The sequence below is a fragment of the Roseovarius sp. CH_XMU1461 genome, from assembly GCF_037027165.1.
Taxonomy (GTDB): Bacteria; Pseudomonadota; Alphaproteobacteria; order Rhodobacterales; family Rhodobacteraceae; genus Roseovarius; species Roseovarius nubinhibens.
The window spans coordinates 374,632-397,829 of record NZ_JAYMDV010000002.1; the positions used below are offsets into that span (position 1 = coordinate 374,632).

The following is a 23,198-nucleotide window of genomic DNA, read 5'->3' on the forward strand; positions in this document are numbered from 1 at the left end:
GACAATGCAGGAGGTGAGGGATATGGCGAAACTGGCATTTCTGGGCTTGGGTGTGATGGGCTACCCGATGGCGGGGCATCTACAGGCCAAGGGGCATGAGGTGACCGTCTATAACCGCACCGCGGCCAAGGCCGACGCTTGGGTCAAAGAGCAAGGCGGCTCGGCGGCAAAGACCCCGCGCGAGGCGGCGCAAGGCGCTGATTTCGTTATGGCTTGTGTCGGCAATGACGATGATCTGCGGGGCGTCTGTCTGGGCGAGGACGGGGCGTTTGCGGGGATGAAAGAGGGGGCGGTGTTCGTCGACCACACCACGGTGTCGGCCAAGGTCACCCGCGAGCTCTATGAGGCGGCGGGGGCCAAGGGGCTCGCCTTTGTGGATGCGCCGATCTCAGGCGGTCAGGCGGGGGCGGAGAACGGCGTGCTCTCGGTCATGTGCGGCGGCGATGAGGCGGCCTATGGGCAGGCCGAGCCGGTGATGGCGGCCTATGCGCGGATCTGCCGCCGGATCGGCGAGAGCGGCGCTGGCCAGATGACCAAGATGTGCAACCAGATCGCCATCGCGGGCCTTGTGCAGGGGCTGAGCGAAGCGCTTCATTTCGCGGAGAAATCCGGGCTCGACGGGCGGGCCGTGGTGGAGGTGATCAGCCAGGGCGCTGCGGGCAGCTGGCAGATGGCCAACCGCTATGAGACGATGATCGACGACCAGTTCGAACATGGGTTCGCGGTGGATTGGATGCGCAAGGATCTGGGGATCTGCCTCGACACGGCGGAGGAAAATGGCGCGTCGCTTCCCGTCACGGCGCTGGTCGATCAGTTCTACAAGGATGTGCAGAAAATGGGCGGCGGGCGTTGGGATACGTCGAGCCTCTTCAAGCGGCTGCGCAAGCTCGGTTGAGGGCGAAAACGGCGTATCGGTGGCACGTCGGTATCGCGTCTGCACCGCGACAGTGGGGATTTTCCAGCCCGGGGCGTTGGTTTGACGCGTCGGGTCGGTGAACAGCGCGCAAGGGGCCCGGCCATCGCCAGCCCCTGCCTTGGGCTGGCGAAATGCTGTGGCGCGTCGGACTGTCGGATTTACCAAGCATATCGGAATGAAAAGCGTCGAGCCGAAGTGAGCGCCGAGACCCCCAATGTTCCTCGCTGCGCAAGTTGCGCGGATGATAACGGAGATACCGCTCTTGAGCATTGAGGTCGAAACCCGCCCGCTAAACATCACCCGGGGTGTCCTGCTGATTGTCTTGGCTGCACTCACGATTTCGGTTCAAGATGTCATCTTCAAACTGTTCAGTAACACTCTGACCCTTTGGCAAATTTTTGCGCTACGCGGCATCCTGGCCGTGCCTCTGCTGCTGAGTGTGAGTTGGATGCGCGGCGCACATAGGGGCATCCTGCGCGCCGCCTTTGGGACATGGTCCTTATTACGCGCGCTCTTTATCACAACCACATTTCTAGCCTTCTATGCCGCCATCCCATTTCTGAGCTTGTCGACAGTTGGTGCTGCAAACTATATCGCTCCTATCTTTGTGACCTTGCTGTCCGCCTATGTCATCAAGGAAGCCGTCGGGCCTCTGGGTTGGATGGGTGTGGTGCTTGGCTTTGTCGGGGTCGTCGTCTTGCTGCAGCCGGGCACAGACGCGTTTTCGCCTTGGGCATTGTTGCCGATCATAGGCGCGGGTTTCTATGCTCTTGCACATATTACGACACGGACAAGATGCCAGGGCGTGCCCCTTGCCGCGCTTTCGTTGTCGCAGAATACCGTCATGATGGTGGCGGGTGTTGCGGTAAGCCTTTTTCTGGTTTTCCTGAAGCCGCAGGGTGACCTGCACGCGGCCTATCCGTATATTCTTGGTGAATGGACAAGAGTGACCCCAAAGGATTGGCTCGTCCTTTTGTTGCTGGCGGGATTTGCCGTGGGTATTGGCATGATGCTGGCGGGGGCGTATCAAGCCGCGCCGCCATCCACCGTTGCTACATTCGAGTATAGCTATCTCGTCTTTGTTGCCGTCTGGGATATCGTGTGTTTTGGCATCGCGCCGACCGTCGCGTCGATCACGGGGATGATGTTGATCGTGGGGGCAGGGGTATTGGTGCTACGTCGCTGATCGGGCGCGGTGGACACACGTAAGAGCGCCGGCGGGCTTTGTCGTCTCCCCGCCGTTCCCCTGTTTGTTCCAGCAATCCAGCTGCGCGTTACTGTCTCATCCCAGGGATCATGGCGGCGTGGGCGGTGCCGGAGCGTTGGTTTGACGCGCCGGGCCGCGGTGTTTTTAGAGGGCGCGTGTCTACTGTTTTCGAAGCAAATCGTCGAAGATTTCTTGCTCGTATTCGTATCGTTTCGGCTGGCCCTCCGGAAAAAACGAAGCGAGAAGCTCGGAGAGTTTGGGCAGCTGCGGCTTCTTGTCCCGCAGAAAGTCGTATCTGTAGTTGTCGAATTTATTCTGCAATACACGTGCATAGCTGCTCACGGATGCGGCGTGATGATACGCGGCCATTCGCTTGTAAAAATCCGTGCCTTCGATCTTGCCATAGTGCTCTTGCAAAAGTGGCAGCATTTCACAGAAATTGTCGTAGCCATATTGTCCAACGCCATCAACAATTCGAGCGATAAGCAGGTTCTCGGTTGCCTCAGTGATTCCATGAGACGTGAAAATTTGAGAAATGACGTCTTTCTGGGTTACTTCATGGTGCATGTCCCAGACGGTCAAGAACCGCGCATAATAGGGGACGAAATCAGGGTGCGCTATTGCAAGAACAGATATGGCGGGTTCGGCGAATTGCGTTTCGTCGAGTTCCCATAGCCCCTCTGTCGCACGGCCCATTTTGTTGACGCGCTCAAGCATGTGCAGGACCTGATCAAGCCAGGATTTTATCTGTTGATGCAAATCCGGATTGCGGGCGACGCGCGCCCAGAAGGCCCGCGTCGTGGCATTCCAGGGATCAAACTCTCTGGGCGGCGTCCAGGATTTTGCGGATTTTCCGATCTCCAGCATCTGCTTTCGGGGCGGCGGCGCAATGGAAAAGGTCTGAAAGTACAGCGACCTGTCACTGGCCGATCGTTTGATCACAGGAATAGACTCTATAAATCCTGAAAGGATCTGGCTGTCATCGGTATCAGGATCGTTGTCCGACGGAAGAATGCGGACAACCAATTGCATGCTCTCAGGTAGTGTATATGTTTCTATTGGCACGGGTTAACTCATCAATTGTTACTGTCGGAGCATACTATGCTGAATTCGGGTGGAATTAGCCCGAATTGCGGGTAATTCTTTGACCGCATCGTCAATCAGGGATTTTCTGTTGCCCTGTAGAAAGCGATTTTTGTGTCCCTTAAAGGCGTGTCGCGAAACATCAACCGAATGCGGTTGGCGCGGTCTGTCTACGAGATGCCCGCGAGGACCCAGCCGAAAACGCGGTGTCGGTGACACGTCGGTCTCGCGTCGGTAAAGCGACAGTGGGGATTTTCCGGCCTAGAGGGATCAGTGCAAGCGCCGTGCCGGTGAACAGCGCGCAAGGGGCCCGGCCAGCGCCAGTCCCTGCCTTGGGCTGGCGCTGGCCTCTGCGTAGGGCAGCAAGGTCCGCCGAGCGCGGTTAGCTTCCGCTTTTCACGACCCACCCACCCGTTACTGGCTCATCCCGGCGATCATGGCGGCGAGGGCGACGATGTGGATAAGCATGATGGCGCGGTCGTTCCACATGACGCCGACGAGGAACCAGCCGAGGACGCCTATGAGGAAGAAATAGAGGTTGTAGGGGGTCCAGCCAAAGGCGGTGGCGGCGTAGCCCACGATCTGGATGGCCGAGGCCACCCATTTCAGCGCAAAGGCGATCTGGGCCGTCGAGAGGCGGCGGGGGGCGAGATCAGACGGCACGGGTGAGGCCTCCGTCGACGCGCAGGTTCTGGCCGGTGATATAGCCGCCGTCGGTGGAGGCGAGCAGGGCGATGAGCGACGAGACCTCCTCGGCGCGGCCATAGCGGCCGAGCGGGATGCGGGCGCGGCGGTCGTCGGTTTCCGGCAGGCTGTCGATAAAGCCCGGCAGCACGTTGTTCATGCGGATGTTATCGGCAGCATATTTGTCGGAATAGAGCTTGGTGAAGGCGGCGAGCCCGGCGCGGAAGACGCCTGAGGTCGGGAAGAGCGGGTCGGGCTCAAAGGCTGCGAAGGTCGAGATGTTGATGATCGCGCCGCCGCCTTGGGCCTGCATCACCGGTGTGACGAGACGGGTGGGGCGGATCACGTTCATCAGATAGACCTCCATCCCCTGATGCCAATCCTCATCGGGGATGTCGAGCACCGGGCCCTTGGGGCCGTGGCCGGCGGAGTTGATCAGCACATCGACGCGGCCATAGCGCGCGGTGGCGCCGTCGACCAGCGCGGCGAGCGCCTCGGGGTCGAGATTGGAGCCGGTGACGCCAAAACCGCCAAGCTCTTGGCCCAGGGCCTCGCCCTTGCCGGAGGAAGAGAGGATGCCGACCTTAAAGCCGTCTTGGGCCAGGCGGCGGGCGGCGTCGGCGCCCATGCCGGAGCCGCCGGCGGTGATCAGGGCTACTTTGTCTACAGTCATCTTGGCCTCCATCAGGGGATTGCATCGGGTTGCTTGCCTCATAGATACGCCGGTTGGCGGGCAAATGCGCGAGAGGATTGATCTCTCGTGACTGTAGGAATACTATTGTCAGATGGAGAGATTACCCAATCTGAACGGGCTGCGGGCCTTTGAGGCGGCGGGGCGGCATCTGACCTTTCGGGCGGCGGCGGAGGAATTGGGCGTGACCCAAGGCGCGGTGGCGCAGCAGGTGCGGCAGTTGGAGGCGGGGCTTGGCGTGGCTCTGTTCGAAAGGTTGCCCAAGGGGTTGATGCTCAGCGAGGCGGGGCGGGCCTATCACGGGCGGATCGCTGGGGCCTTCGACGAGATGCGGCAGGCCACGGCGGCGCTGCGGCCGACGCCCGGGCGGGTGACGATCAGCGTCACGCCGAGCTTTGCGGCGAAATGGCTCATCCCCAATATGGCGGGGCTGGCCGAGCGTCATCCCGATGTCGATCTGCGTATTATGGCCACGGAAAAAGTCTCGAGCTTTCATGGGGATGGCATTGATCTGGCGGTGCGGCAGGGGCGGCCGCCCTTTGGCGCGTCGATCGAGGCGGTCCTGCTTTTCCCTCAGGAGTTGATCGCGGTGGCGGCGCCGGAGCTGCTGGGCGATAGGAGGGGGCCGGTGACGCCCGCGCAGCTCGCGCAGCTGCCCAAGCTGCGTGACGCCCATGGCTATTGGCCGGGCTATCTGCGCCAGATCGGGGTGGCGGAGGAGAGCGGTCGCGGGCTTGGGCTCAGCCAGACGGCGCTTGCCATTGATGCGGCGCGGGCCGGGCAGGGCGTGGCGCTGGTGAGCCGGTTTTTGGTGGCGCGGGATTTGGCGGAGGGCAGCCTCGTGCAGGTCAGTGAGGCGGTGATGCGCGGCGCGCAGGATTTCTATCTTCTGGCGCTGCGCGGGCGGCGGAACGAGGCGGTGGCCTCGGTGATGGGCTGGCTCAGCGCGGCGGCTGCGGCACAGGGCGGCGGCGCGGGCTAGCGCGTGGCGCCCGAGTGGCGGGCCATGCCGTCGGGCAGCACGATGTCGGCCACCTGTTCGGCGATGGGATCGCTGTGCAGCGGGTGGGCGCGGTCCTCGTAGTCCTCAGACGGGCGCATGTCTTCCCATTGGCCGCCGACATAGAGCTCGATCCCCGAGAACCCGGCCTTGTAGCCCATCTTGGGGCTGCCCGGCACCCAATAGCCGAGATAGACGTAAGGCAGGCCGAGATCGCGGCACATCTGGATATGGTCGAGGATCAGATAGGTGCCGGGGCTTTGCCGGGCGATGGAGGGGTTGAAGAAGGAATAGACCATGCTCACCCCATCATCGAGAATATCGGTGAGGCAGCTGGCCATCAGCGCGCCGCTGTCGCGGTCGATATATTCGACGACGCGGGTGCGCACCGGGGTTTCCTCGACCATGGCGGCGAATTCGAACGCGTCCATATCGGCCATGCCGCCGCTGGCGTGGCGGGCGTCGAGATAGTCGCGGAAGAGATCGTATTGATCCTCGGTGGCCCAGGGCGAGGTGGCGCGGCGTTCGAGATGTTCATTGCGCCGCTGCACCCGTTTTTGCGATTTCGTCGGGCTGAAGCGCGACACGTCGATCCTGGCCGAGAGGCAGGCGGCGCAATCGGCGCAGGCGGGGCGGTAGAGCACGTTCTGCGAGCGGCGGAAGCCTTGTTTCGAGAGGGAATCGTTGAGCCGCTGCGCCTCGTCGCCTTGCAGCGCGGTGAAGAGTTTCCGTTCCATCCGCCCCGGCAGATAGGGGCAGGGTTGCGGCGCGGTCACATAGAACTGAGGGGCCAGGGGCAGCGTGTGGCGCATGATACCTCTATTGTCGTCAATCCAAAGGAAACGATAGCAACGAAGATACCCCCCGCCAAGGGGGCAGGTTGTGGATTTGCGAGGCTGGCTGGGGTTTAGCTGGCGGCGCGGCGGTTGAGAGCGACGGTGGAAAGGACGATATCGGTGAGCCCCTGACCGCGCGGATTGAGCAGCATGAAGCCCATCGAGGTGATCTGAATGATCGGGAGCAGGCAGCTCAGCGAGAAGCCCAGCGTGTGCAGCAGGGCGGTGTCGGTGCCGAGACGGTCGCCGTTGCGGTCGCGGAATTCGATGGCGGTGAGCCGCATGCCAGGTGTGGCGGAATGGCGGGCGAGACCGTAGCTGCGATAGGCAAAGCCCACCGCGAGAAAGAGCAGCGGAAAGAAGAAAAGCCCGGTGAAGGCGGTTAGCACAACGGCGATGAGCGTGAGCAGCAAGATTGCCGCCGTGTCGATCCAGAAGGCGACAAAGCGTTTCGTCGCCACGTCGCGGTAGAACTCGGGCTGACGTTCGGGATCGGGCAGGTGCCAGGTGAGCGGGGCTTGGGTATAGGTCATGATCCCCAGATAGGGAGGCGCGCGCCTGCGTGCAATGGTGCGAGGCCCATTGACCTCGGGACGGGGGCGGGGAATGGTCGGGCCATGAGTTTTTTGTCCCGCATGACCCGCTGTCCCCGTCCCCATGATCCCGATGCTGCCGAGGAGGCGCGGGGCCAGGTGCCGGGGCTTGCCCCCGAGCTGGCCGATCTGGTGGCGGGGGCGGCGGGGTGCAGCCCCTATCTCGCCGGGTTGATCGCGCGGGAGGCGGGGTGGCTGGTCGAGGCGCTCGATGACCCGGAGGCGGCGCGAGCGGGTCTCATGGCGGCGGTGCGGGGGCTCGAGGATGGAGCGCTTGGCTCGGGGCTGCGCGGGGCCAAGGGGCGGATTGCGCTTTTGGCGGGGCTCGCCGATCTGGCGGGGGTCTGGCCGTTGGAAGAGGTGACCGGGACGCTCACCGAGTTTGCCGATCTGGCGTGCCAGCGGGCGCTCACCGAGGCGGTGGGGCGCGAGATCCGGCGTGGCAAGCTGCCGGGGCAAAGCGAGGATGACATCGAGACGGCGGGCGGCATGGTGGTGCTCGCCATGGGCAAGATGGGGGCGGGGGAGCTCAACTACAGCTCGGATATCGACCTGATCTGTCTCTTTGACGAGACGCGGTTCGGGCCGGAGGAGTTTCTCGACGCGCGGGCGAGTTTCGTGCGGGCGACGCGGCGGATGAGCGCGACGCTCAACGATCGGACGGCGGAGGGCTATGTGTTTCGCACCGATCTGCGGCTGCGGCCCGATCCGAGCGTGACGCCCGTCTGCCTCGCCATGGCGGCGGCGGAGGCCTATTACGAGAGCCTCGGGCGGACCTGGGAGCGGGCGGCCTATATCAAGGCGCGGCCCTGTGCCGGGGATCTGGCGGCGGGCGAGCGGTTTCTGGCGACGCTCAAGCCGTTCGTGTGGCGCAGGCATCTCGATTTCGCGGCCATCGAGGACGCCCATAACATGCGGCTGCGGATCCGCGAGGCCAAGGGGTTTGGCCGTGGGATCGGGCAGTTTGGCCACAACATGAAGCTCGGCCGGGGCGGCATTCGCGAGATCGAGTTTTTCACCCAGACACGGCAGATCATCGCGGGCGGGCGCGACCGCGCGTTGCGGGTGCGCGGCACCGAAGAGGGGCTGGCGCGGCTGGCGGAGAATGAGTGGATCCCGGCGGATGTGGCGGCAACGCTGCGCGATCATTACCGGTTTCACCGCGAGGTCGAGCACCGGGTGCAGATGCTGCGCGATGCGCAGACCCATGCGCTGCCCAGCTCCGAGGAAGAGTTTCAGCGGCTGGCGGATTTCATGGGGCGGGATCTGAGCGATCTGCGCGACGAGATCACCGCGCGGCTCACCGAGGTGGATGCGATCATAGAGCGGTTCTTTGCCCCCGATGCGCCGGAGAGCGTGGAAGAGACGCCGCCCGCGCAAGGGATCGAGCTCGACCGGACGATCATCGCCCGTTGGCCCACCTATCCGGCGCTGCGCTCGACCCGGGCCACGGAGATTTTCAACCGGCTGCGGCCGAAGATCCTCAACCGGCTGGCCTGTGCCGCACATCCGCAAGAGGCGCTGGTGGCGCTCGATGGGTTTCTGGCGGGGCTGCCGGCCGGGGTGCAGCTCTTGTCGCTCTTCGAGGCCAATCCGCAATTGATTGACCTGCTCTTGGATATTGCCGGGACGGCGCCGGCGCTGGCGGCGCATCTGTCGCGCAATGCGGGCGTGTTCGATGCGGTGATCGCCGGCGATTTCTTTGCGCCCTGGCCGGGGATGGAGGCGCTGCGCGCTGAAGCCTCCGAGATGCTCGCCGCCGAGAGCGATTACGAGCGCAAGCTCGACGCGGCGCGGCGCTGGCGGCGGGAATGGCATTTCCGCATCGGGGTGCATCATCTGCGCGATCTCATCGATGCGGATCGTGCGGGCGAGCAATATGCGGAATTGGCCGAGGCGATTGTCTCGGCGCTCTATCCGGAGGTGGTGGCGCAGTTTGCCACGCGCCACGGGCCACCGCCGGGGCGCGGCGCTGCGGTGCTTGGCATGGGATCGCTGGGCGGTGCGCGGCTCAACTCGACCTCGGATCTCGATCTCATCGTGATCTATGACGCGGAGGGGGTTGAGAGCTCGGACGGCAAGCGGCCCTTGGGGGCGCGGACCTATTATGCGCGGCTGACCCAGGCGCTGATCACCGCGATCACCGCGCAGACCGCCGAGGGGCGGCTTTATGAGGTGGATATGCGGCTGCGGCCCTCGGGAAATCAGGGGCCGGTGGCGACGGCCTGGGCGGCGTTTCAGGAGTATCAGCAGAACGAGGCCTGGGTCTGGGAGCATCTGGCGCTCACAAGGGCGCGGGCGATTGCCGGGGATGCGGGGCTTGGCCGCGATGTCGAGGCGTTCCGGCGCGAATTGCTGGCGCAGGCCTATCCGGTGGACAAGGTTCTGGCCGAGGTGGCGGAGATGCGCGCCCGGATCGGCGCGGCGAAACAGCCCGACGGGCCGCTCGATACCAAGCTCGGGCCGGGGCGGTTGCAGGATGTGGAGCTCATCGCGCAGGCGGCGATCCTGATGGCGGGCAGCGGCACCTGCGATGTGCATCAAGGATTGGCCGAGGCTGTCGAAATCGGCTGGTTAAGTGACGCGGAGAGGCAGGATTTACAATCCGCTTTCAGGCTTTGTTGGCGGGTGACGCTGGCGGCGCGGCTGCTCAGCGACAAGGCGCCGGACCCGGATCGGGTGACCGGCAGCGCCAAGGCGTTCCTGCTGCGTCAGGTCGAGGCGGGGGATATGGCGGCGTTGATCGCCGCGCTCGACCATCGCGCGGCGCGGGCGCAAGAGATCATCGAGGCGGCGCTGCAGCGCGCGCCGGAAGGGAGACAGGGATGAGCACGGAGATGAACGGCAAGCGCGTGAAAGATGCGTTGGACCCCAAGGGGCTCATCCGTGAGGCCTATCGGATCGAAGGGATCACGGGGGGCGAATGCCGGTCGATCTTTCTCGACTGGGCGCTGTCGATGGAGGCCGGGCGCGAGACGCAGGAGGATATCGCGGCGCTGATCGCGCGCTATGGCGCAGAGCATCCCGAGCATCCGATGACCGAGGTGCTGCGCGAGGGCCAGGCCAGTGCCGAGCGGCCCCGGCGGCGCGGCGGCTGGCGGCGGCAACAGCGCGACTGAGCCTTGGCGGGCGGGGCTGTGATCCGTTCGCATACACGCAAAATCGCCAGCCTTTGCAGGGCTATGCGGCCATGGCGCGGACCTGAAACCATCACTGAATTGAACTAAATCCATCTCAAATGCGCCTTATTTCTCGCGCAGATTGTTTCCAGACAAGGGCAAAAGCCCAAAGAGGGTTTCGGCCCGCTGGAGGACAAGATGAAACTGATCCGTGTGATGACTGCGCTGTTTGTGGGGCTGGGGCTGAGCGCCTGTGCCATGAGCGATACCGCCACCCGTAACACGCCGCCGGGCAACGAGCTTATCGCGGCGCCCTCTGTGCCGGCGCTCAAGATCAACCGGGTAATCGTCGATGTGCCGCAGAGCCTTGAGGTGAGCGAGGCCAATCGCTACTTCCCCGCAGGCGATATCGTCTGGCGCGAAGATCCGCTGGGCGACCGTCATGCGCAGGTCAAAGCCATCGTCGAGGATGCGATGACCAAGGGTGTGGCCGGGCTCGATGGTCCGACGACGGTCGATCTGCACATCCAGATCACCCGCTTTCACGCGCTGACCCAGAAGGCCCGCTACACCACCGGTGGCGTGCATGACGTGGAATTCAACATGACGCTGCTGCATCCCAAGACCGGCGAGCCGCTGGCCCCCTCGCGCTTTGTCGAAGCCGGGTTCAAGGCCTATGGCGGCGAGGCGGCGGTGGCGGCCGAGGCGCGGGGCGAGACCCAGAAGGTGCGCATCACCGAGCATCTGGCCCAGGTCGTGCGCACCGAGCTCACCGATCCCGAAGGGTTCAAGGCGGTGCGGCTCGGGCTTCTTGAGATGTTCAACTGATCCGGCTCTTCCCAGAGCGCGCAAACTGATCTAAGGGGACGGCATGACGCTGTCCCCTTTGCCTATTCTCCGCCTGAAACCCAAAATGAGCCCGCGCCACATCCGGCACGGGTTTCCCTGGGTGTATGACAACGAGCTTGTCACCGACCGCCGCAGCCGGGCCATCGCGCCGGGCACCATCGGCCTGCTCGAGGATGCCGAGCGCAATCCCGTGGCCCTGGTGGCGATCAATCCCAATTCGCGCATCATGGCGCGGGTTCTCGACCGCGACACCGGCGCCGAGATTGGGGGCGCGTGGATCGAGGCGCGGCTGCGGCGGGCGTTCGATCTGCGGTCGCGGCTCTTTGAGGCGCCTTACTACCGGCTCGTCCATGCCGAGGCCGATGGGCTTCCGGGGGTGATCATCGACCGGTTCGGCGATGTGGCGGTGATCCAGCCCAACGCGGCCTGGGCCGAGGCGATGATCGAGGGGCTGAGCGAGGCGCTGGTGGCGGTGACCGGTGTCCGCACCGTGATCAAGAACGCCTCTGGCCGGGCGCGGTCGCTCGAAGGGCTCGATGAAGAGAGCGCTGTGCTGCGCGGGGCGGCGCCCGACGGGCCGCTTGCGGTGCCGATGAATGGCGCGACCTATATGGCCGATCTGATGGGCGGGCAGAAGACCGGGATTTTCTATGATCAGCGGCCCAACCATGCCTTTGCCGCGCGGTTTGCGCGGGGGGCGCGGGTGCTCGATGTGTTTTCCCATGTCGGGGGCTTTTCGCTCGCGGCACTGGCGGGTGGCGCCGAGAGCGCGGTGGCGGTCGACGGGTCGGAGCCGGCGCTGGCGCTGGCCGAGGCCGGGGCGGCGGCGATGGGGGCCGAGGCGCGGTTTGCCACGCGGCGCGGCGATGCCTTTGCCCAGCTCGAAGCGCTGGCGGCAGAAGGCGAGACATTCGATGTGGTGATCTGCGACCCGCCGGCCTTTGCGCCTACGAAAAAGGCGCTCGACCGGGGCTTGCGGGCCTATGAGCGGGTGGCACGGCTGGCGGCGCCGCTGGTGCGCGAGGGCGGGCTCTTGGGGCTTTGTTCCTGTTCGCATGCGGCCGATCTCGGGGCGTTCCGGGGCGCGTCGGTGCGGGGCATCGGTCGCGCCGGGCGAGAGGCGCGGCTCATCCACACGGGCTTTGCCGGGCCGGATCATCCGATGCATCCGCAGCTCGCCGAGAGCGGCTATCTCAAGGCGCTGTTCTTCGCCCTATGAAAGCGCTGCTCGACGCCAATGTGATCTATCCCACGGTGATGCGCGAGATGCTGCTGGGGGTGGCGGGCACGGGGGCGTTCACGCCGCTCTGGTCCGAGCGGATCATTGGCGAATGGGTGCGCGCGGCGCAAAAGCTCGGGCCGGAGGGCGCGGCGCAGGCGGCGGGCGAGGCGGCGCTACTGGCGGCGCGCTGGCCCAAGGCCGAAGTGGCGCCGGCGCCGGGGATCGAGGCGCGGCTCTGGCTGCCCGATGCGGCCGACACCCATGTGCTGGCGGTGGCGATCGCCAGTTCGGCGGATGTGATCGTGACGATGAATGCCAAGGATTTCCCGCGCAATATCCTCGCCGAAGAGGGGCTGAGCCGGGCCGACCCGGATGCGTTTCTCATGGGGTTCTGGCAGGCCAATCCCGACATGGTGGCCGAGGTGGCGGCGCGGGTTCTGGCGGAGGCGCGGCGGCTCTCGGGCGAGGCGTGGAGCTTGCGGCCGCTTTTGAAGAAAGCACGGCTGCCCCGGCTCGCCAAGGCCCTGACCGCCTGAGCGCGGCGGGCCGGCTTTCATGGGTATTTGACACCAGAAAGAAGCGGGGCTGCGTCAGCCCTGCCAGCTCAGCGACAGTTTCTCGATGGCCTTGATGCGCTCTTCGGTTTTGGGGTGGCTCATCAGCCAGGCGGGGGCCGCGCCGCCCCGGGCCTCGGTCAGCTTTTCGAGCTTTTGAAACAGCGAGATCTGCGGCGCGGTGCCGATCCCGGCCTTGGTCAGCAGGGCCGCGGCATAGGCGTCGGCCTCGTATTCATCGGCGCGCGAGATGCGGGCGGCGAGCAGCGAGGTGAGCGCATTGGCGATGACCCCACCGATCCCCGGCAAGATGCGCGACAGCATCAGCGCCATTGCGGTGCGCAGGGCGTTCTGGCCGGAAAAGTCGATCATCCGCCGCCGGGCATGGCCGAGCGCCACATGGCCCAGCTCATGGGCGATGACCGAGGCGAGCTCGTCGGCGCTGACCTTGCCCTCTTGGAACTGGCGGTAGAAGCCGCGGGTGATGAAGATGCGCCCGTCGGGGGCGGCAAGCCCGTTGACCGGGTCGATCTCGTAGATATGGACGCGGATGCGCGGCAGGTCGAGGGCGCGGGCGAGCCGGTCATTCATCACGCGCAGCATCGGATCGGCCAGCTCGGTCGAGCGGGCGTCGAGCTCGCGCGCGGTGCGCCAGGCCGAGAAGCGGTACATCACGAACCCGTAGAGCAGGGCGAGCAGAATCGGGGTGAGTTTCAACATCTCTCATATATGCGCCCGGGGCTCTGGCGGGGCAAGACGGGGCCTCTTTCTGGTGTCAAATACCCCAAGAGCCGCGCGGGCCACCGGGGTGACGTGGCGCGACGCTCAGGCCGAGCAGCTGGCCCCGCCCAGCACGCAGAATTTGGCGCAATGGGGGTGGTTGAGCGCCACGTCGCCTTCGGCCTCGGCCAGGGTTGTGCCGAGCTCGAACTCGGGCGCGTAGGGCAGCAGGGTGCAGGCGAGCACGGTGGGGGTCGCTGCACCTTTGCGTTTCACCACCATGCGTGAGGAGGCGCACATCACGTCGCGGGGCGATTTGCCGAGAATGTCCCAGCAGGCGGTGGTGATTTCGGGCACATCGACGGTTTCGTCCATTTCCGGGAAAAGCACCGTGGTGCCCGGGTCGCTGGCGTCGATGTCAAAGCCGTGGTGGGCGTAGAGCGCGGCATAGCCGGCGCGGGCCTCGGCGTCGCTTTCGTCCCAGAGGGTGCGGCCGGCGACCGCCATGCGCGCGCCCTGGTCGCGCAGCCAGATCATGCCGTCGAGGGTGCGAGCGAAGGCCTGCTTGCCGCGCATCTGGTCATGCATCTCTTCAGACCAATGGTCGAGCGAGATGCGCAGGGTGAGGCGGGGGCCATAGTCGGCGATCAGCGCGGCGAGATCGGCCTGCACGGATTTGCGCATCATCGGGCGCATGGCATTGGTGAGGATGAGCACCTCATAGCCACGGGCGAGCGCGGTGCGGGCCATGGCGCACATCTCGGGGTTCATGAAGGGTTCGCCGCCGGTGAAGGCGATCTCGCGCACCGGCCAGTTGCGGGCGGTGAGCTCATCGAGATAGGCGCGCATTTCGGGCTCGGTGATATAGACCAGCCGGTCATTGTTTGGCGAGCTCTCGATATAGCAATTCACGCAGGTGATGTTGCACAGCGTGCCGGTGTTGAACCAGAGCGTTTCGGGATGGCTCAGCGGCACGGAGGCGCGCGGCTCGCCCTTGGCGGTCACGGCAGGGTCGGAAAATTTTGCCGCGCCGTCCGGGGCTTGGGCGGTGAGGCTGGCATCGTCCGGCGTGATTGCGTGATCTTTCATGATGGTCCCGTCACATTGGTGCTCTACCATCGACTAAAGACGCCAGCCCGGCAATAAAAGTCCGCACAGGGGCATTTGACGCCATTGTGAACACCGGGGGGCGTGTTAGTCTCGGGCCAAAGCCGGGCATCGGGTCCGGCGAAAAGAGGTGCAGATGGTTTCACGCGTCATCCCAGTCGAGGCTTTCGACCTGGTGATCATCGGGGGCACGGGCGATCTTGCCCGGCGCAAGATTCTGCCTGCGCTCTATCAGCGGTTCAACGCGGGTCAGATCGGCAAGAAAAGCCAGATCATCGGCGCGGCGCGGGGCGAGATGACCAGCGAGGCCTATCGCGCCTTTGCCGAGGAGGCGATCCGCGAGTTTCTCGACAAGAGCGATGTGAAGGTGCGTGCGCTCAAATCCTTTCTCAAGCTGCTGAGCTATGTCACGCTCGACGCCAAGGGCGAGACCGGCTGGGAGGAATTGGCCGGCAAGATGCATAGCGACCGCATCCGGGCGATCTATTTCTCGGTGGGACCGAGCCTCTTTGGCGATCTGGCCAAGCGGCTCAACAAGCATGGGATGGCGGGCGAGGGCACGCGGCTGGTGGTGGAAAAGCCCTTTGGCCGCGATCTGGCCTCGGCCAAGGAGCTCAACCAGATGCTGGCGCGGCATTTCGACGAGAGCCAGATTTACCGGATCGACCATTATCTCGGCAAGGAGACGGTGCAGAACCTGATGGCGGTGCGGTTCGGCAATATGCTCTTTGAGCCGCTGTGGAACAGCCAATATGTCGATCACATCCAGATCACCGTGGCCGAGAGCGTCGGTGTCGGCACGCGGGGCGGCTATTACGACCGGTCGGGGGCGATGCGGGATATGGTGCAGAACCATCTCATGCAGCTTCTGTGTCTCATCGCGATGGAGCCGCCGGCCAAGTTCGACCCGGATGCGGTGCGCGACGAAAAGCTCAAGGTGATCCGGGCGCTTGATCCGGTGGAGCCCGACAATATCGTGCGCGGTCAATATGAGGGCGATGGCGAACGGCCGGGCTATCGCAATCAGGTGGAGAGCCGCGACAGCACCACCGAGACCTTTGTCGCGCTCAAGGCGCATATCAGCAATTGGCGCTGGGCCGGGACACCGTTTTACCTGCGCACCGGCAAGCGGCTCAAGGATCGGGCGAGCGAGATTGCCATCATTTTCAAGGACGCGCCGCATTCGATTTTCGAAGAGGATGGGCAGCGCCATAACAATATCCTGACGATCCGGCTGCAGCCCAATGAGGGGATCGAGCTTGGCGTGACGATCAAGGAACCGGGGCCGGGGGGAATGCGTCTTGTGGATGTGCCGCTCGACATGAGTTTCGCGGAGGTGCTCGGGCCCGATGAGGCGGATTTCCCGGATGCCTATGAGCGGCTGATCATGGATGTGATCCGGGGCAACCAGACGCTGTTCATGCGCGGCGACGAGGTCGAGGCGGCCTGGGCCTGGACCGATCCGATCATCGCGGAGTGGGACGGGTCGGGGCAGGCGCCTGAACCCTATGCGCCGGGCAGTTCCGGACCGGAGAGCGCCATGTTCCTGATGCATCGGGACGGGCGCCGTTGGCGGGAGATAAAGCCATGAATTTCAACGAGTATCTTGACGAAGACATGCTGTCGATCCAGCTCGCACACCGGCTGGCCGGGGCGCTCAACACGGCGCTTGAGACGCAGGATCGGGCGTTTCTCGTGGTGCCGGGCGGGACGACGCCGGGGCCGGTTTTCGACATTCTCTGTGCCACGCGGCTCGATTGGAGCCGGGTGGATGTGGCGCTCTCGGATGAGCGCTGGCGGCCCGAGGAGCATATCCGCTCGAACACCAAGCTGCTGCGCGAGCGGCTCTTTGTCGAGCGGGCGGCGAAGGCGACCCATGTGCCGCTCTACCGGCGGGCGGAGACGCCGGAGGAGGTGATCGACGATCTGGCGGCGGGGATCGAGGCGCGGCTGCCGATTGATGTGCTGCTGTTGGGGATGGGGACGGATATGCATACCGCGTCGCTCTTTCCCGGCGGCGACCGGATTGAAGAGGCGCTCAGCCGCGACGCGCCGGTGCTCGTGCCGATGCGGGCCGAGGGCGAGCCGGAGCCGCGCATCACGATGAGCGCGAGGGTGCTCAACGACGCGATGAGCAAGCATCTGGTGATCATGGGCGATGCCAAGCGCGGGGCGCTTGATCGGGCGCGGTCGATGACGCCGCTGCAGGCGCCGGTGGCGGCGGTGCTCGACGATATCGAGGTGCATTGGGCACCGTGAATTTGGGGCGCGGTCACGGGGCTGTGGCCGGGGCTGTGGCCGGGGCTGTGATCGGGGCCGATTTTCGGAATTGAGGGATTTGTTCAAAGTGCAAGACGAGTTGAAAGCGCGGGGCGAGGCGGCGCGGGCGCGGGGTATTCTGCCGCTGTTTGAGGAGGACGCAGGTCGGGCCGAGGCGTTTTCCATCGGGTTTGACGGGCTGCTCTTTGATTATGCCAAGACCCATCTCGACCGCGAGGACCGGGCGGCAATGCTCGGCTGGGCCGAGGCGGCGGGGGTCGCGGCGCGGCGTGATGCGATGTTTTCCGGCGCCCGGATCAACGAGACCGAGGGGCGGGCGGTGCTGCACACGGCGCTGCGCAATCTCGAGGGCGGTCCGGTCGAGGTCGATGGCCGCGATGTGATGCCCGAGATCCGCGACACGCTCGAGCGGATGAAGCGTTTTGCCCGGCGGGTGCGGGCGCAGAGCTATAAGGGCGCGGGCGGCGAGATCACTGACGTGGTCAATATCGGCATCGGCGGCTCGCATCTCGGGCCGGAGATGGCGGTCAGGGCGCTCGAGACATTCCGGCAAGGGCCGCGCTGTCATTTCCTGTCGAATGTCGACGGGGCGGATGCGGCGGATATTCTCGATCATCTCGACCCGCGGCAGACCTTGGTGATCGTCGCGTCAAAAAGCTTTACCACCCAAGAGACCATGACCAACGCGGCGACGGTGCGCGACTGGATGGCGACGGCGGTGGACAACCCGGCCAAGCAGTTCGTGGCGCTGTCCTCGTCCAAGGAGAAGACCGCCGAATTTGGCGTGCCGCCTGAGCAGGTGTTCGATTTTGGCGATTATGTCGGCGGGCGCTATTCGGTCTGGGGGCCCATCGGCCTGTCGCTGATGATTGCCATCGGGCCCGAGGCCTTTGGCATGATGCTCAGGGGTGGGGCGGCGATGGACCGGCATTTCCGCGAGGCGCCTCTGGCCGAGAACATGCCGGTGATGCTGGGTCTTGTGGGGCTCTGGCATCATCAGGTGATGGGGTTCCCGACGCGGGCGGTGCTGCCCTATGCGCAGCGGTTGGAGCGGCTGCCGGCCTATTTGCAGCAGCTTGAGATGGAATCGAATGGTAAGCGGGTGCGGATGGATGGCAGCACGCTCGATCTGCCGTCGGGGCCGGTGGTCTGGGGCGAGCCGGGCACGAATGGCCAGCATGCGTTCTATCAGCTCATCCATCAGGGCACGCAGGTGGTGCCTTGCGAATTCATCGTGGCGGCCGAAGGCCATGAGCCGACGCTCGCCCATCATCACCGGCTGTTGCTGGCCAATTGTCTGGCGCAATCCGAGGCGCTGATGCGCGGGCGCGATATGGCCACGGCGCAGGCGCTGATGGCCGAGGCGGGCTATGAGGGGGCAGAGCGCGACCGGCAGGCGGCGCATCGGGTGTTCGAGGGCAATCGGCCGTCGGTGACGCTGATGATCGATCAGCTCACCCCCTATCGGCTGGGGCAGATCATCGCGCTCTATGAGCATCGGGTGTTTGTCGAAGGGGTGATGCTCGGCATCAACTCCTTTGACCAATGGGGGGTGGAGCTTGGCAAAGAGCTTGCCCGGGCGCTCGAGCCGGTGCTGGCCGGCGAGGAGAGCGCGGAGGGCAAAGACGGCTCGACCCGGGCGCTGGTGGCCTATGCCCAGAGGTTCTGGGCGCGCGAGCGCTGAGATCCGCCGAACGCGTGGGAAATTTTGTCGCGGCGATGGAACCCCTTTCGGGGGCTTGCGTTGAGGGACAGACAACGAAACGCAAGGCGAAAGGAATTTGTCATGACCAAGATCGTACATATGATCGCAGGGACGTCGATGCTGGTGCTGGGGGCCTGTGAAAACATGACCTCTGATCAGCGCACCGTGGCCGGTGTGGCCGGTGGGGCCGCTGCTGGCCTGATCACTGCCGAGGCTCTGGGAGCGGATGATGACTGGCGGCTGATCTCGGCGCTGGCCGGTGCGGCGGCCGGTACGGTCGTGGCCCAGAACAACCAGCGCAATGTCTGCGCCTATTCGCGCGGCAATGGCACCTATTACGAGGCGCCGTGCCCGTAAGACCGAGCCTGGTTTAGGTTTGAGTTCCACCGAAGAAGGGGTGCGCCGGGAGCGCGCCCCTTTTTTGTTTGGGCGAAGGGCGGACATGAAAAAGGCGCGCGGGAGCCGCGCGCCTTGTGTCGTTTGGGGCTGTGATCCGCGGTTAGCGCAGGATCGAGCGGCCCGCGTAGATGGCGGTGTCGCCCAGCATTTCCTCGATGCGGATGAGCTGATTGTATTTCGCCAGCCGGTCCGAGCGCGCGAGGCTGCCGGTCTTGATCTGACCGCAGTTGGTGGCGACGGCGAGATCGGCGATGGTGGCGTCCTCGGTTTCGCCCGAGCGGTGCGACATGACATTGGTCATGCGGGCGCGGTGGGCCATTTCGACGGCGCGCAGGGTTTCGGTGAGGCTGCCGATCTGGTTGACCTTGACCAGCATCGAGTTGGCGGCGCCGCGTTCGATGCCTTCGGCGAGGCGGGTGGGGTTGGTGACGAAGAGATCGTCTCCGACCAGCTGCACCTTGTCGCCCAGCGCCTCGGTCAGGGCGATCCAGCCGTCCCAGTCATCCTCGGCCATGCCGTCCTCGATCGAGATGATCGGGTAATCGGCGACCAGCGCCTTGAGGTAGTCGACATTTTCCTGCGAGCTCAGGGTCTTGCCCTCGCCGGAGAGGACATATTTGCCGTCCTTGAAATATTCGGTGGCGGCGCAATCGAGGGCGAGATGGATGTCGTCGCCGGGCTTGTAGCCGGCTTTCTCGATGGATTTCAGCACGAAATCGAGCGCTTCGCGGGTCGAGGCGATGTTCGGGGCAAAGCCGCCTTCGTCGCCGATGCCGGTGGAGAGGCCGGCGGCGGAGAGCTCTTTCTTGAGCGTGTGGAAGACCTCGGCGCCCATGCGGACCGCGTCGCGGATGTTCTCCGCCGAGGTCGGCATGATCATGAATTCCTGAATGTCGATCGGGTTGTCGGCATGTTCGCCGCCGTTGATGATGTTCATCATCGGCACCGGCAGGACGCGGGCCGAGGTGCCGCCGACATAGCGGAAGAGCGGCTGGGCGCAGAAATCCGCGGCGGCCTTGGCGGTGGCGAGCGAGACGCCGAGGATGGCGTTGGCGCCGAGGCGGGATTTGTTGTCGGTGCCGTCGAGCTCGATCATCGCTTCGTCGATGGCGACCTGTTCGGCGGCGTCAAAGCCCAGGAGCGTGTCGGCGATCTCGCCATTGACGGCGGCGACGGCTTCGAGCACGCCCTTGCCCATGTAGCGGCTCTTGTCGCCATCGCGGCGTTCGACCGCCTCATAGGCGCCGGTGGAAGCACCCGAGGGGACGGCGGCGCGGCCCATGGTGCCGTCTTCGAGGATCACGTCGACCTCGACGGTGGGGTTGCCCCGGCTGTCGAGGATTTCGCGGGCGTGGATGTCGATAATCGTGCTCATGGGGCAATTCCTGAATAACCAGTGTTGCCCGTTCAGTAGCAAAGAACCGGTGAAAAGGGAACCGGATATGTTATCGCTAACACGGCGATTTGCGAGGAGATTGCGCCGATGATGCCGGTAACGGTTTTACGTCGGTTTCACGGCGGTATCGCGGCTGCGCCTTTTGAGCCGCTGTTCGCGCAGAATCGTGTAGAGGCCGGAGCCGATGATGATGGCCGAGCCGAGCAGCGTCCAGGCGTCGGGGCGTTCGCCAAAGGCGATGATGCCGATGGCCAGCGCCACCAGAAGCCGGCTGTAGCGGAAGGGCGAGATGAAGGAGACGTCGCCGACGCGGTTGGCGGCCACCACGGCGTAATAGCCGGTGCAGCCCGCGATGAGCGCGCCGCCCAGCGGCCAGAGCGGAAAGCCTGCGGGCAAGAGCGGCTCACCACCCATCAGCAAGAGCCCGAGACCGGAGAGCGCGATGGTGGCGAAGGCATAGGTCGAGATTTGCATCGAGGTGACGCTTGGCGGGGCGCGGCGGGTGGCGAGATCGCGCAGGGCGAGGGCAAAGACCGCTGTCAGCGCCCAGAGCGAGGCAAAGTTGAACCCGTCGAACCCGGGGCGGATGATCATCAGCACGCCGAGAAACCCCACGGCGATGGCGCTGTAGCGGCGCCAGCCCACGGTTTCGCCCATGAAGAGCGCGGCGGCCAGCGTCACGGCGAGCGGGTTGGCCTGCAGGATTGCCGAGACCAGCGACAGATCGGCCATGGAGAGCGCGGTGACAAAGCCGATGGCGGCGATAAGTTCGCCCAGATTGCGCAGCAGGATCGGTTTCGAGACGAGGGCGCGGGTGACGACGGGCTGCCCCTGTAGGGCGCTGGCGAGGGCAAAGATCACCGTGCCGCCGAGCCCCAGCAGCATCAGGATATGGCCGATATGGAGATCGGCCGCCATGTATTTGATGAAGGCGTCTTCAAAGGCGAAACCCGTCATGGCGAGAACCATGAGAAGCGCACCGCGCAGATTGTCCATTGCTCAGGCTTTCAGAGGGCTCAGATGTCGAGCGTGATCCAGATCGGAACGTGATCCGAGGGCTTGTCGCCGCCGCGCACATGTTTGTCGATCTGACAATCGGTGAGGCGGTCGGCGCATTGCGGGCTCAGCAGGAAATGGTCGATGCGGATGCCGTCGTCGCGGTTCCAGGCACCGGCCTGATAGTCCCAGAAGGTGTAATGGCCGGGACCTTGGGTACGGGCGCGGAAGGCCTCGGTCAGGCCGAGATTGACGATCCGGCGATAGGCGGCCCGGCTTTGCGGCAGGGCGAGCGCATCTTCGCGCCAGGCCTCGGGGCGTTTGGCATCCTCGTCTTGCGGGATGATGTTGTAATCGCCGGCCATGAGGAAGGGCTCTTCCAGCGCGAGAAGCGCCTCGGCGCGGGATTTCAGCCGTTCCATCCAGGCGAGTTTATAGTCGTATTTCGGCCCCGGCGCGGGGTTGCCATTGGGCAGGTAGAGGCCGCAGAGCCGCAGCGCGCTGTGCGCGCCAATCACTGTCGCCTCGATATAGCGGGCCTGTTCGTCGGCGTCGTCGCCGGGCAGGCCGCGAGTGACATCCTCGAGCGGCAGTTTCGACAGGATGGCGACGCCGTTGAAGCTCTTCTGGCCGTGGGTTTCGACCTGATAGCCGCGCTCTTCGAAGAGCTCACGCGGGAAGTTTTCGTCGACGGATTTGATTTCCTGAAGGATGGCGACATCGGGCTGGGCCTCGTCGAGCCATGCGGGCAGGGCGTCGATCCGGGCCTTGATGCCGTTGATGTTGAAACTGGCGATTTTCATACCCGGTCCTCCGCGATGCACTGGCCCTCTATCGCGTGTTCGTCGGGTGGGGGCAAGCGTTGTGCGCAAACTCTGGGGTCGCGAGAGGGCGCCGCGGAGCCCGTGCATGAGCGCGCGAATCGGACGCGGCGGATTCCCGGAGCTTCGCTGCGCGCTCAGGGCGATACCCGCATGGGTTGAGGTCGTTTCCATATGAGAAACGCAGAGATTCTATCCACAGGCAAAATATTTTCCCCGACGTCAGCCTCGGGGGGCGGGCGGAAACTCCTGATCCGGGGGGCAGGATTGCGCGGCGAAGTTGAACAATTCACAGGGCTGTGGATAAAACTTTAGCGTTAAAATCTTCGTAGACAAACCCGTTTAGCGTGTGCGGCAGTTAGGCATCTGCAACCTTGATCCGGGGAGATCGAAAGATGACCGCACAACTTAAGCATGAAGTGAATGTGACCAGCCTGCGTAGCGTTGAGCGCGTGGAAAGCCTGCATGATGGCAGCTCTGTTGAAGCCTTTACCTCGTCCCTCGGCCCGGTGATGGCGGGCGATGCGCTGATGGGTGACGCGGTTGAGATGTTCACCTCGAGCCTGGCACCGATGGCGACCTCGGCCCGTGATGGCGATGCGGTCGAGATGTTCACCTCGAGCCTCGCGCCGATGACGACCTCGACCCGTGACGGCGATGCGGTTGAGATGTTCACCTCGAGCCTGGCGCCGATGGCGACCGAAGCCCGCGATGGCGATGCGGTGGAAATGTTCACCTCGAGCCTGGCACCGATGGCGACCGAAGCCCGTGACGGCGATGCGGTCGAGATGTTCACTTCGAGCCTCGCGCCGATGGCGACCGAAGCCCGTGACGGCGATGCGGTCGAGATGTTCACCTCGAGCCTCGCGCCGATGGCGACCGAAGCCCGTGATGGCGACGCGGTGGAAATGTTCACCTCGAGCCTCGCCCCCTCGGCCAGCAAGACCCGCGATGGCGATGCCGTGGCGCTCTTCACCTCGAGCCTCTGATCGAGATTTGACGCAACCGGAACGGGGCATT

At 64.6% G+C, this 23,198-nt stretch carries 23 protein-coding genes; 13 read left to right on the top strand and 10 right to left on the bottom strand.

Annotated elements, in window-relative coordinates:
• Positions 1 to 22: 22 nt before the first annotated feature.
• On the top strand, positions 23 to 895 hold the full coding sequence (locus tag WA237_RS07095; RefSeq protein WP_336097166.1) for an NAD(P)-dependent oxidoreductase: 873 nt from the start codon (positions 23 to 25) through the stop codon (positions 893 to 895).
• 283 nt (positions 896 to 1,178) lie between these two features.
• A complete protein-coding gene (locus WA237_RS07100; protein ID WP_336097167.1) occupies positions 1,179 to 2,102 on the top strand; it encodes a DMT family transporter in 924 nt (307 codons plus the stop codon).
• 180 nt (positions 2,103 to 2,282) lie between these two features.
• Here the strand turns inward: WA237_RS07100 and WA237_RS07105 are convergent, their stop codons facing one another.
• From WA237_RS07105 to WA237_RS07115, 3 genes are all read right to left on the bottom strand, one after another.
• Positions 2,283 to 3,155, bottom strand: coding sequence for a hypothetical protein (locus tag WA237_RS07105; RefSeq protein WP_336097168.1), 873 nt, complete (start codon positions 3,153 to 3,155; stop codon positions 2,283 to 2,285).
• Positions 3,156 to 3,620: 465 nt separating this feature from the next.
• Positions 3,621 to 3,869, bottom strand: coding sequence for a DUF6552 family protein (locus WA237_RS07110; protein ID WP_336097169.1), 249 nt, complete (start codon positions 3,867 to 3,869; stop codon positions 3,621 to 3,623).
• Positions 3,859 to 4,563: an SDR family oxidoreductase gene (locus WA237_RS07115; RefSeq protein ID WP_216017013.1), complete on the bottom strand. Its 705-nt coding sequence runs from the start codon at positions 4,561 to 4,563 to the stop codon at positions 3,859 to 3,861. The genes WA237_RS07110 and WA237_RS07115 overlap by 11 nt, the downstream gene beginning before the upstream one ends.
• A gap of 112 nt (positions 4,564 to 4,675) precedes the next feature.
• Between WA237_RS07115 and WA237_RS07120 the strand changes: the two genes are divergently transcribed.
• Positions 4,676 to 5,563 (top strand): LysR substrate-binding domain-containing protein, encoded by an 888-nt coding sequence (locus tag WA237_RS07120; protein ID WP_336097170.1) that lies wholly within the window; start codon positions 4,676 to 4,678, stop codon positions 5,561 to 5,563.
• Here the strand turns inward: WA237_RS07120 and WA237_RS07125 are convergent.
• Positions 5,560 to 6,393, bottom strand: coding sequence for an arginyltransferase (locus tag WA237_RS07125; protein ID WP_009815318.1), 834 nt, complete (start codon positions 6,391 to 6,393; stop codon positions 5,560 to 5,562). The two genes, WA237_RS07120 and WA237_RS07125, sit on opposite strands and share 4 nt — an antisense overlap.
• 95 nt (positions 6,394 to 6,488) lie before the next feature.
• Positions 6,489 to 6,950, bottom strand: a complete 462-nt coding sequence (locus tag WA237_RS07130; protein ID WP_336097171.1) for an RDD family protein — start codon at positions 6,948 to 6,950, stop codon at positions 6,489 to 6,491.
• A gap of 84 nt (positions 6,951 to 7,034) precedes the next feature.
• On the opposite strand from WA237_RS07130, the gene WA237_RS07135 reads away from it, so the two are divergent.
• The 5 genes from WA237_RS07135 (at position 7,035) to WA237_RS07155 (ending at position 12,736) form a co-directional block, all read left to right on the top strand.
• Positions 7,035 to 9,839: a bifunctional [glutamine synthetase] adenylyltransferase/[glutamine synthetase]-adenylyl-L-tyrosine phosphorylase gene (locus tag WA237_RS07135; protein WP_336097172.1), complete on the top strand. Its 2,805-nt coding sequence runs from the start codon at positions 7,035 to 7,037 to the stop codon at positions 9,837 to 9,839.
• The gene (locus tag WA237_RS07140) at positions 9,836 to 10,129 is read left to right on the top strand and encodes a hypothetical protein (protein ID WP_009815315.1); all 294 of its coding nucleotides are present in this window, start codon (positions 9,836 to 9,838) and stop codon (positions 10,127 to 10,129) included. Before WA237_RS07135 ends, WA237_RS07140 begins: the two co-directional genes overlap by 4 nt.
• A 198-nt stretch (positions 10,130 to 10,327) precedes the next feature.
• Entirely contained in the window at positions 10,328 to 10,957 is a 630-nt protein-coding gene (locus WA237_RS07145; RefSeq protein ID WP_336097173.1) for a DUF6778 family protein, read from the top strand.
• Positions 10,958 to 11,000: 43 nt separating this feature from the next.
• Complete coding sequence (locus tag WA237_RS07150; RefSeq protein ID WP_336097174.1) at positions 11,001 to 12,197, top strand: RSP_2647 family RNA methyltransferase; 1,197 nt, start codon at positions 11,001 to 11,003, stop codon at positions 12,195 to 12,197.
• The gene (locus WA237_RS07155; RefSeq protein WP_336097175.1) at positions 12,194 to 12,736 is read left to right on the top strand and encodes an RSP_2648 family PIN domain-containing protein; all 543 of its coding nucleotides are present in this window, start codon (positions 12,194 to 12,196) and stop codon (positions 12,734 to 12,736) included. The genes WA237_RS07150 and WA237_RS07155 overlap by 4 nt, the downstream gene beginning before the upstream one ends.
• A gap of 54 nt (positions 12,737 to 12,790) precedes the next feature.
• Here the strand turns inward: WA237_RS07155 and WA237_RS07160 are convergent, their stop codons facing one another.
• Positions 12,791 to 13,474 (bottom strand): M48 family metallopeptidase, encoded by a 684-nt coding sequence (locus WA237_RS07160; protein WP_336097176.1) that lies wholly within the window; start codon positions 13,472 to 13,474, stop codon positions 12,791 to 12,793.
• 105 nt (positions 13,475 to 13,579) lie between these two features.
• The gene (locus WA237_RS07165; RefSeq protein ID WP_336097177.1) at positions 13,580 to 14,563 is read right to left on the bottom strand and encodes a radical SAM protein; all 984 of its coding nucleotides are present in this window, start codon (positions 14,561 to 14,563) and stop codon (positions 13,580 to 13,582) included.
• Between the two features lie 154 nt (positions 14,564 to 14,717).
• On the opposite strand from WA237_RS07165, the gene zwf reads away from it, so the two are divergent.
• The 4 genes from zwf to WA237_RS07185 all read left to right on the top strand — a co-directional run bounded on the left by zwf (position 14,718) and on the right by WA237_RS07185 (position 18,923).
• On the top strand, positions 14,718 to 16,172 hold the full coding sequence (gene zwf, locus WA237_RS07170; protein WP_336097178.1) for a glucose-6-phosphate dehydrogenase: 1,455 nt from the start codon (positions 14,718 to 14,720) through the stop codon (positions 16,170 to 16,172).
• Positions 16,169 to 16,840 (top strand): 6-phosphogluconolactonase, encoded by a 672-nt coding sequence (gene pgl / locus WA237_RS07175; protein WP_216017022.1) that lies wholly within the window; start codon positions 16,169 to 16,171, stop codon positions 16,838 to 16,840. Before zwf ends, pgl begins: the two co-directional genes overlap by 4 nt.
• A gap of 79 nt (positions 16,841 to 16,919) precedes the next feature.
• Positions 16,920 to 18,545 carry a glucose-6-phosphate isomerase gene (gene pgi, locus WA237_RS07180; RefSeq protein WP_442970248.1) on the top strand — a complete coding sequence of 542 codons (1,626 nt, stop codon included), beginning with the start codon at positions 16,920 to 16,922 and terminating at the stop codon, positions 18,543 to 18,545.
• Between the two features lie 102 nt (positions 18,546 to 18,647).
• Complete coding sequence (locus tag WA237_RS07185) at positions 18,648 to 18,923, top strand: glycine zipper 2TM domain-containing protein (RefSeq protein ID WP_009815306.1); 276 nt, start codon at positions 18,648 to 18,650, stop codon at positions 18,921 to 18,923.
• A 142-nt stretch (positions 18,924 to 19,065) separates the two neighbouring features.
• Here the strand turns inward: WA237_RS07185 and eno are convergent, their stop codons facing one another.
• The 3 genes from eno to xth form a co-directional block, all read right to left on the bottom strand.
• Positions 19,066 to 20,340, bottom strand: coding sequence for a phosphopyruvate hydratase (gene eno / locus WA237_RS07190; protein ID WP_009815305.1), 1,275 nt, complete (start codon positions 20,338 to 20,340; stop codon positions 19,066 to 19,068).
• Positions 20,341 to 20,466: 126 nt separating this feature from the next.
• The gene (locus WA237_RS07195) at positions 20,467 to 21,357 is read right to left on the bottom strand and encodes a DMT family transporter (RefSeq protein WP_336097180.1); all 891 of its coding nucleotides are present in this window, start codon (positions 21,355 to 21,357) and stop codon (positions 20,467 to 20,469) included.
• 20 nt (positions 21,358 to 21,377) lie between these two features.
• Positions 21,378 to 22,160, bottom strand: a complete 783-nt coding sequence (gene xth / locus WA237_RS07200) for an exodeoxyribonuclease III (RefSeq protein ID WP_336097181.1) — start codon at positions 22,158 to 22,160, stop codon at positions 21,378 to 21,380.
• Between the two features lie 413 nt (positions 22,161 to 22,573).
• Between xth and WA237_RS07205 the strand changes: the two genes are divergently transcribed.
• Positions 22,574 to 23,167, top strand: a complete 594-nt coding sequence (locus WA237_RS07205; protein WP_336097182.1) for a hypothetical protein — start codon at positions 22,574 to 22,576, stop codon at positions 23,165 to 23,167.
• Positions 23,168 to 23,198 lie beyond the last annotated feature (31 nt).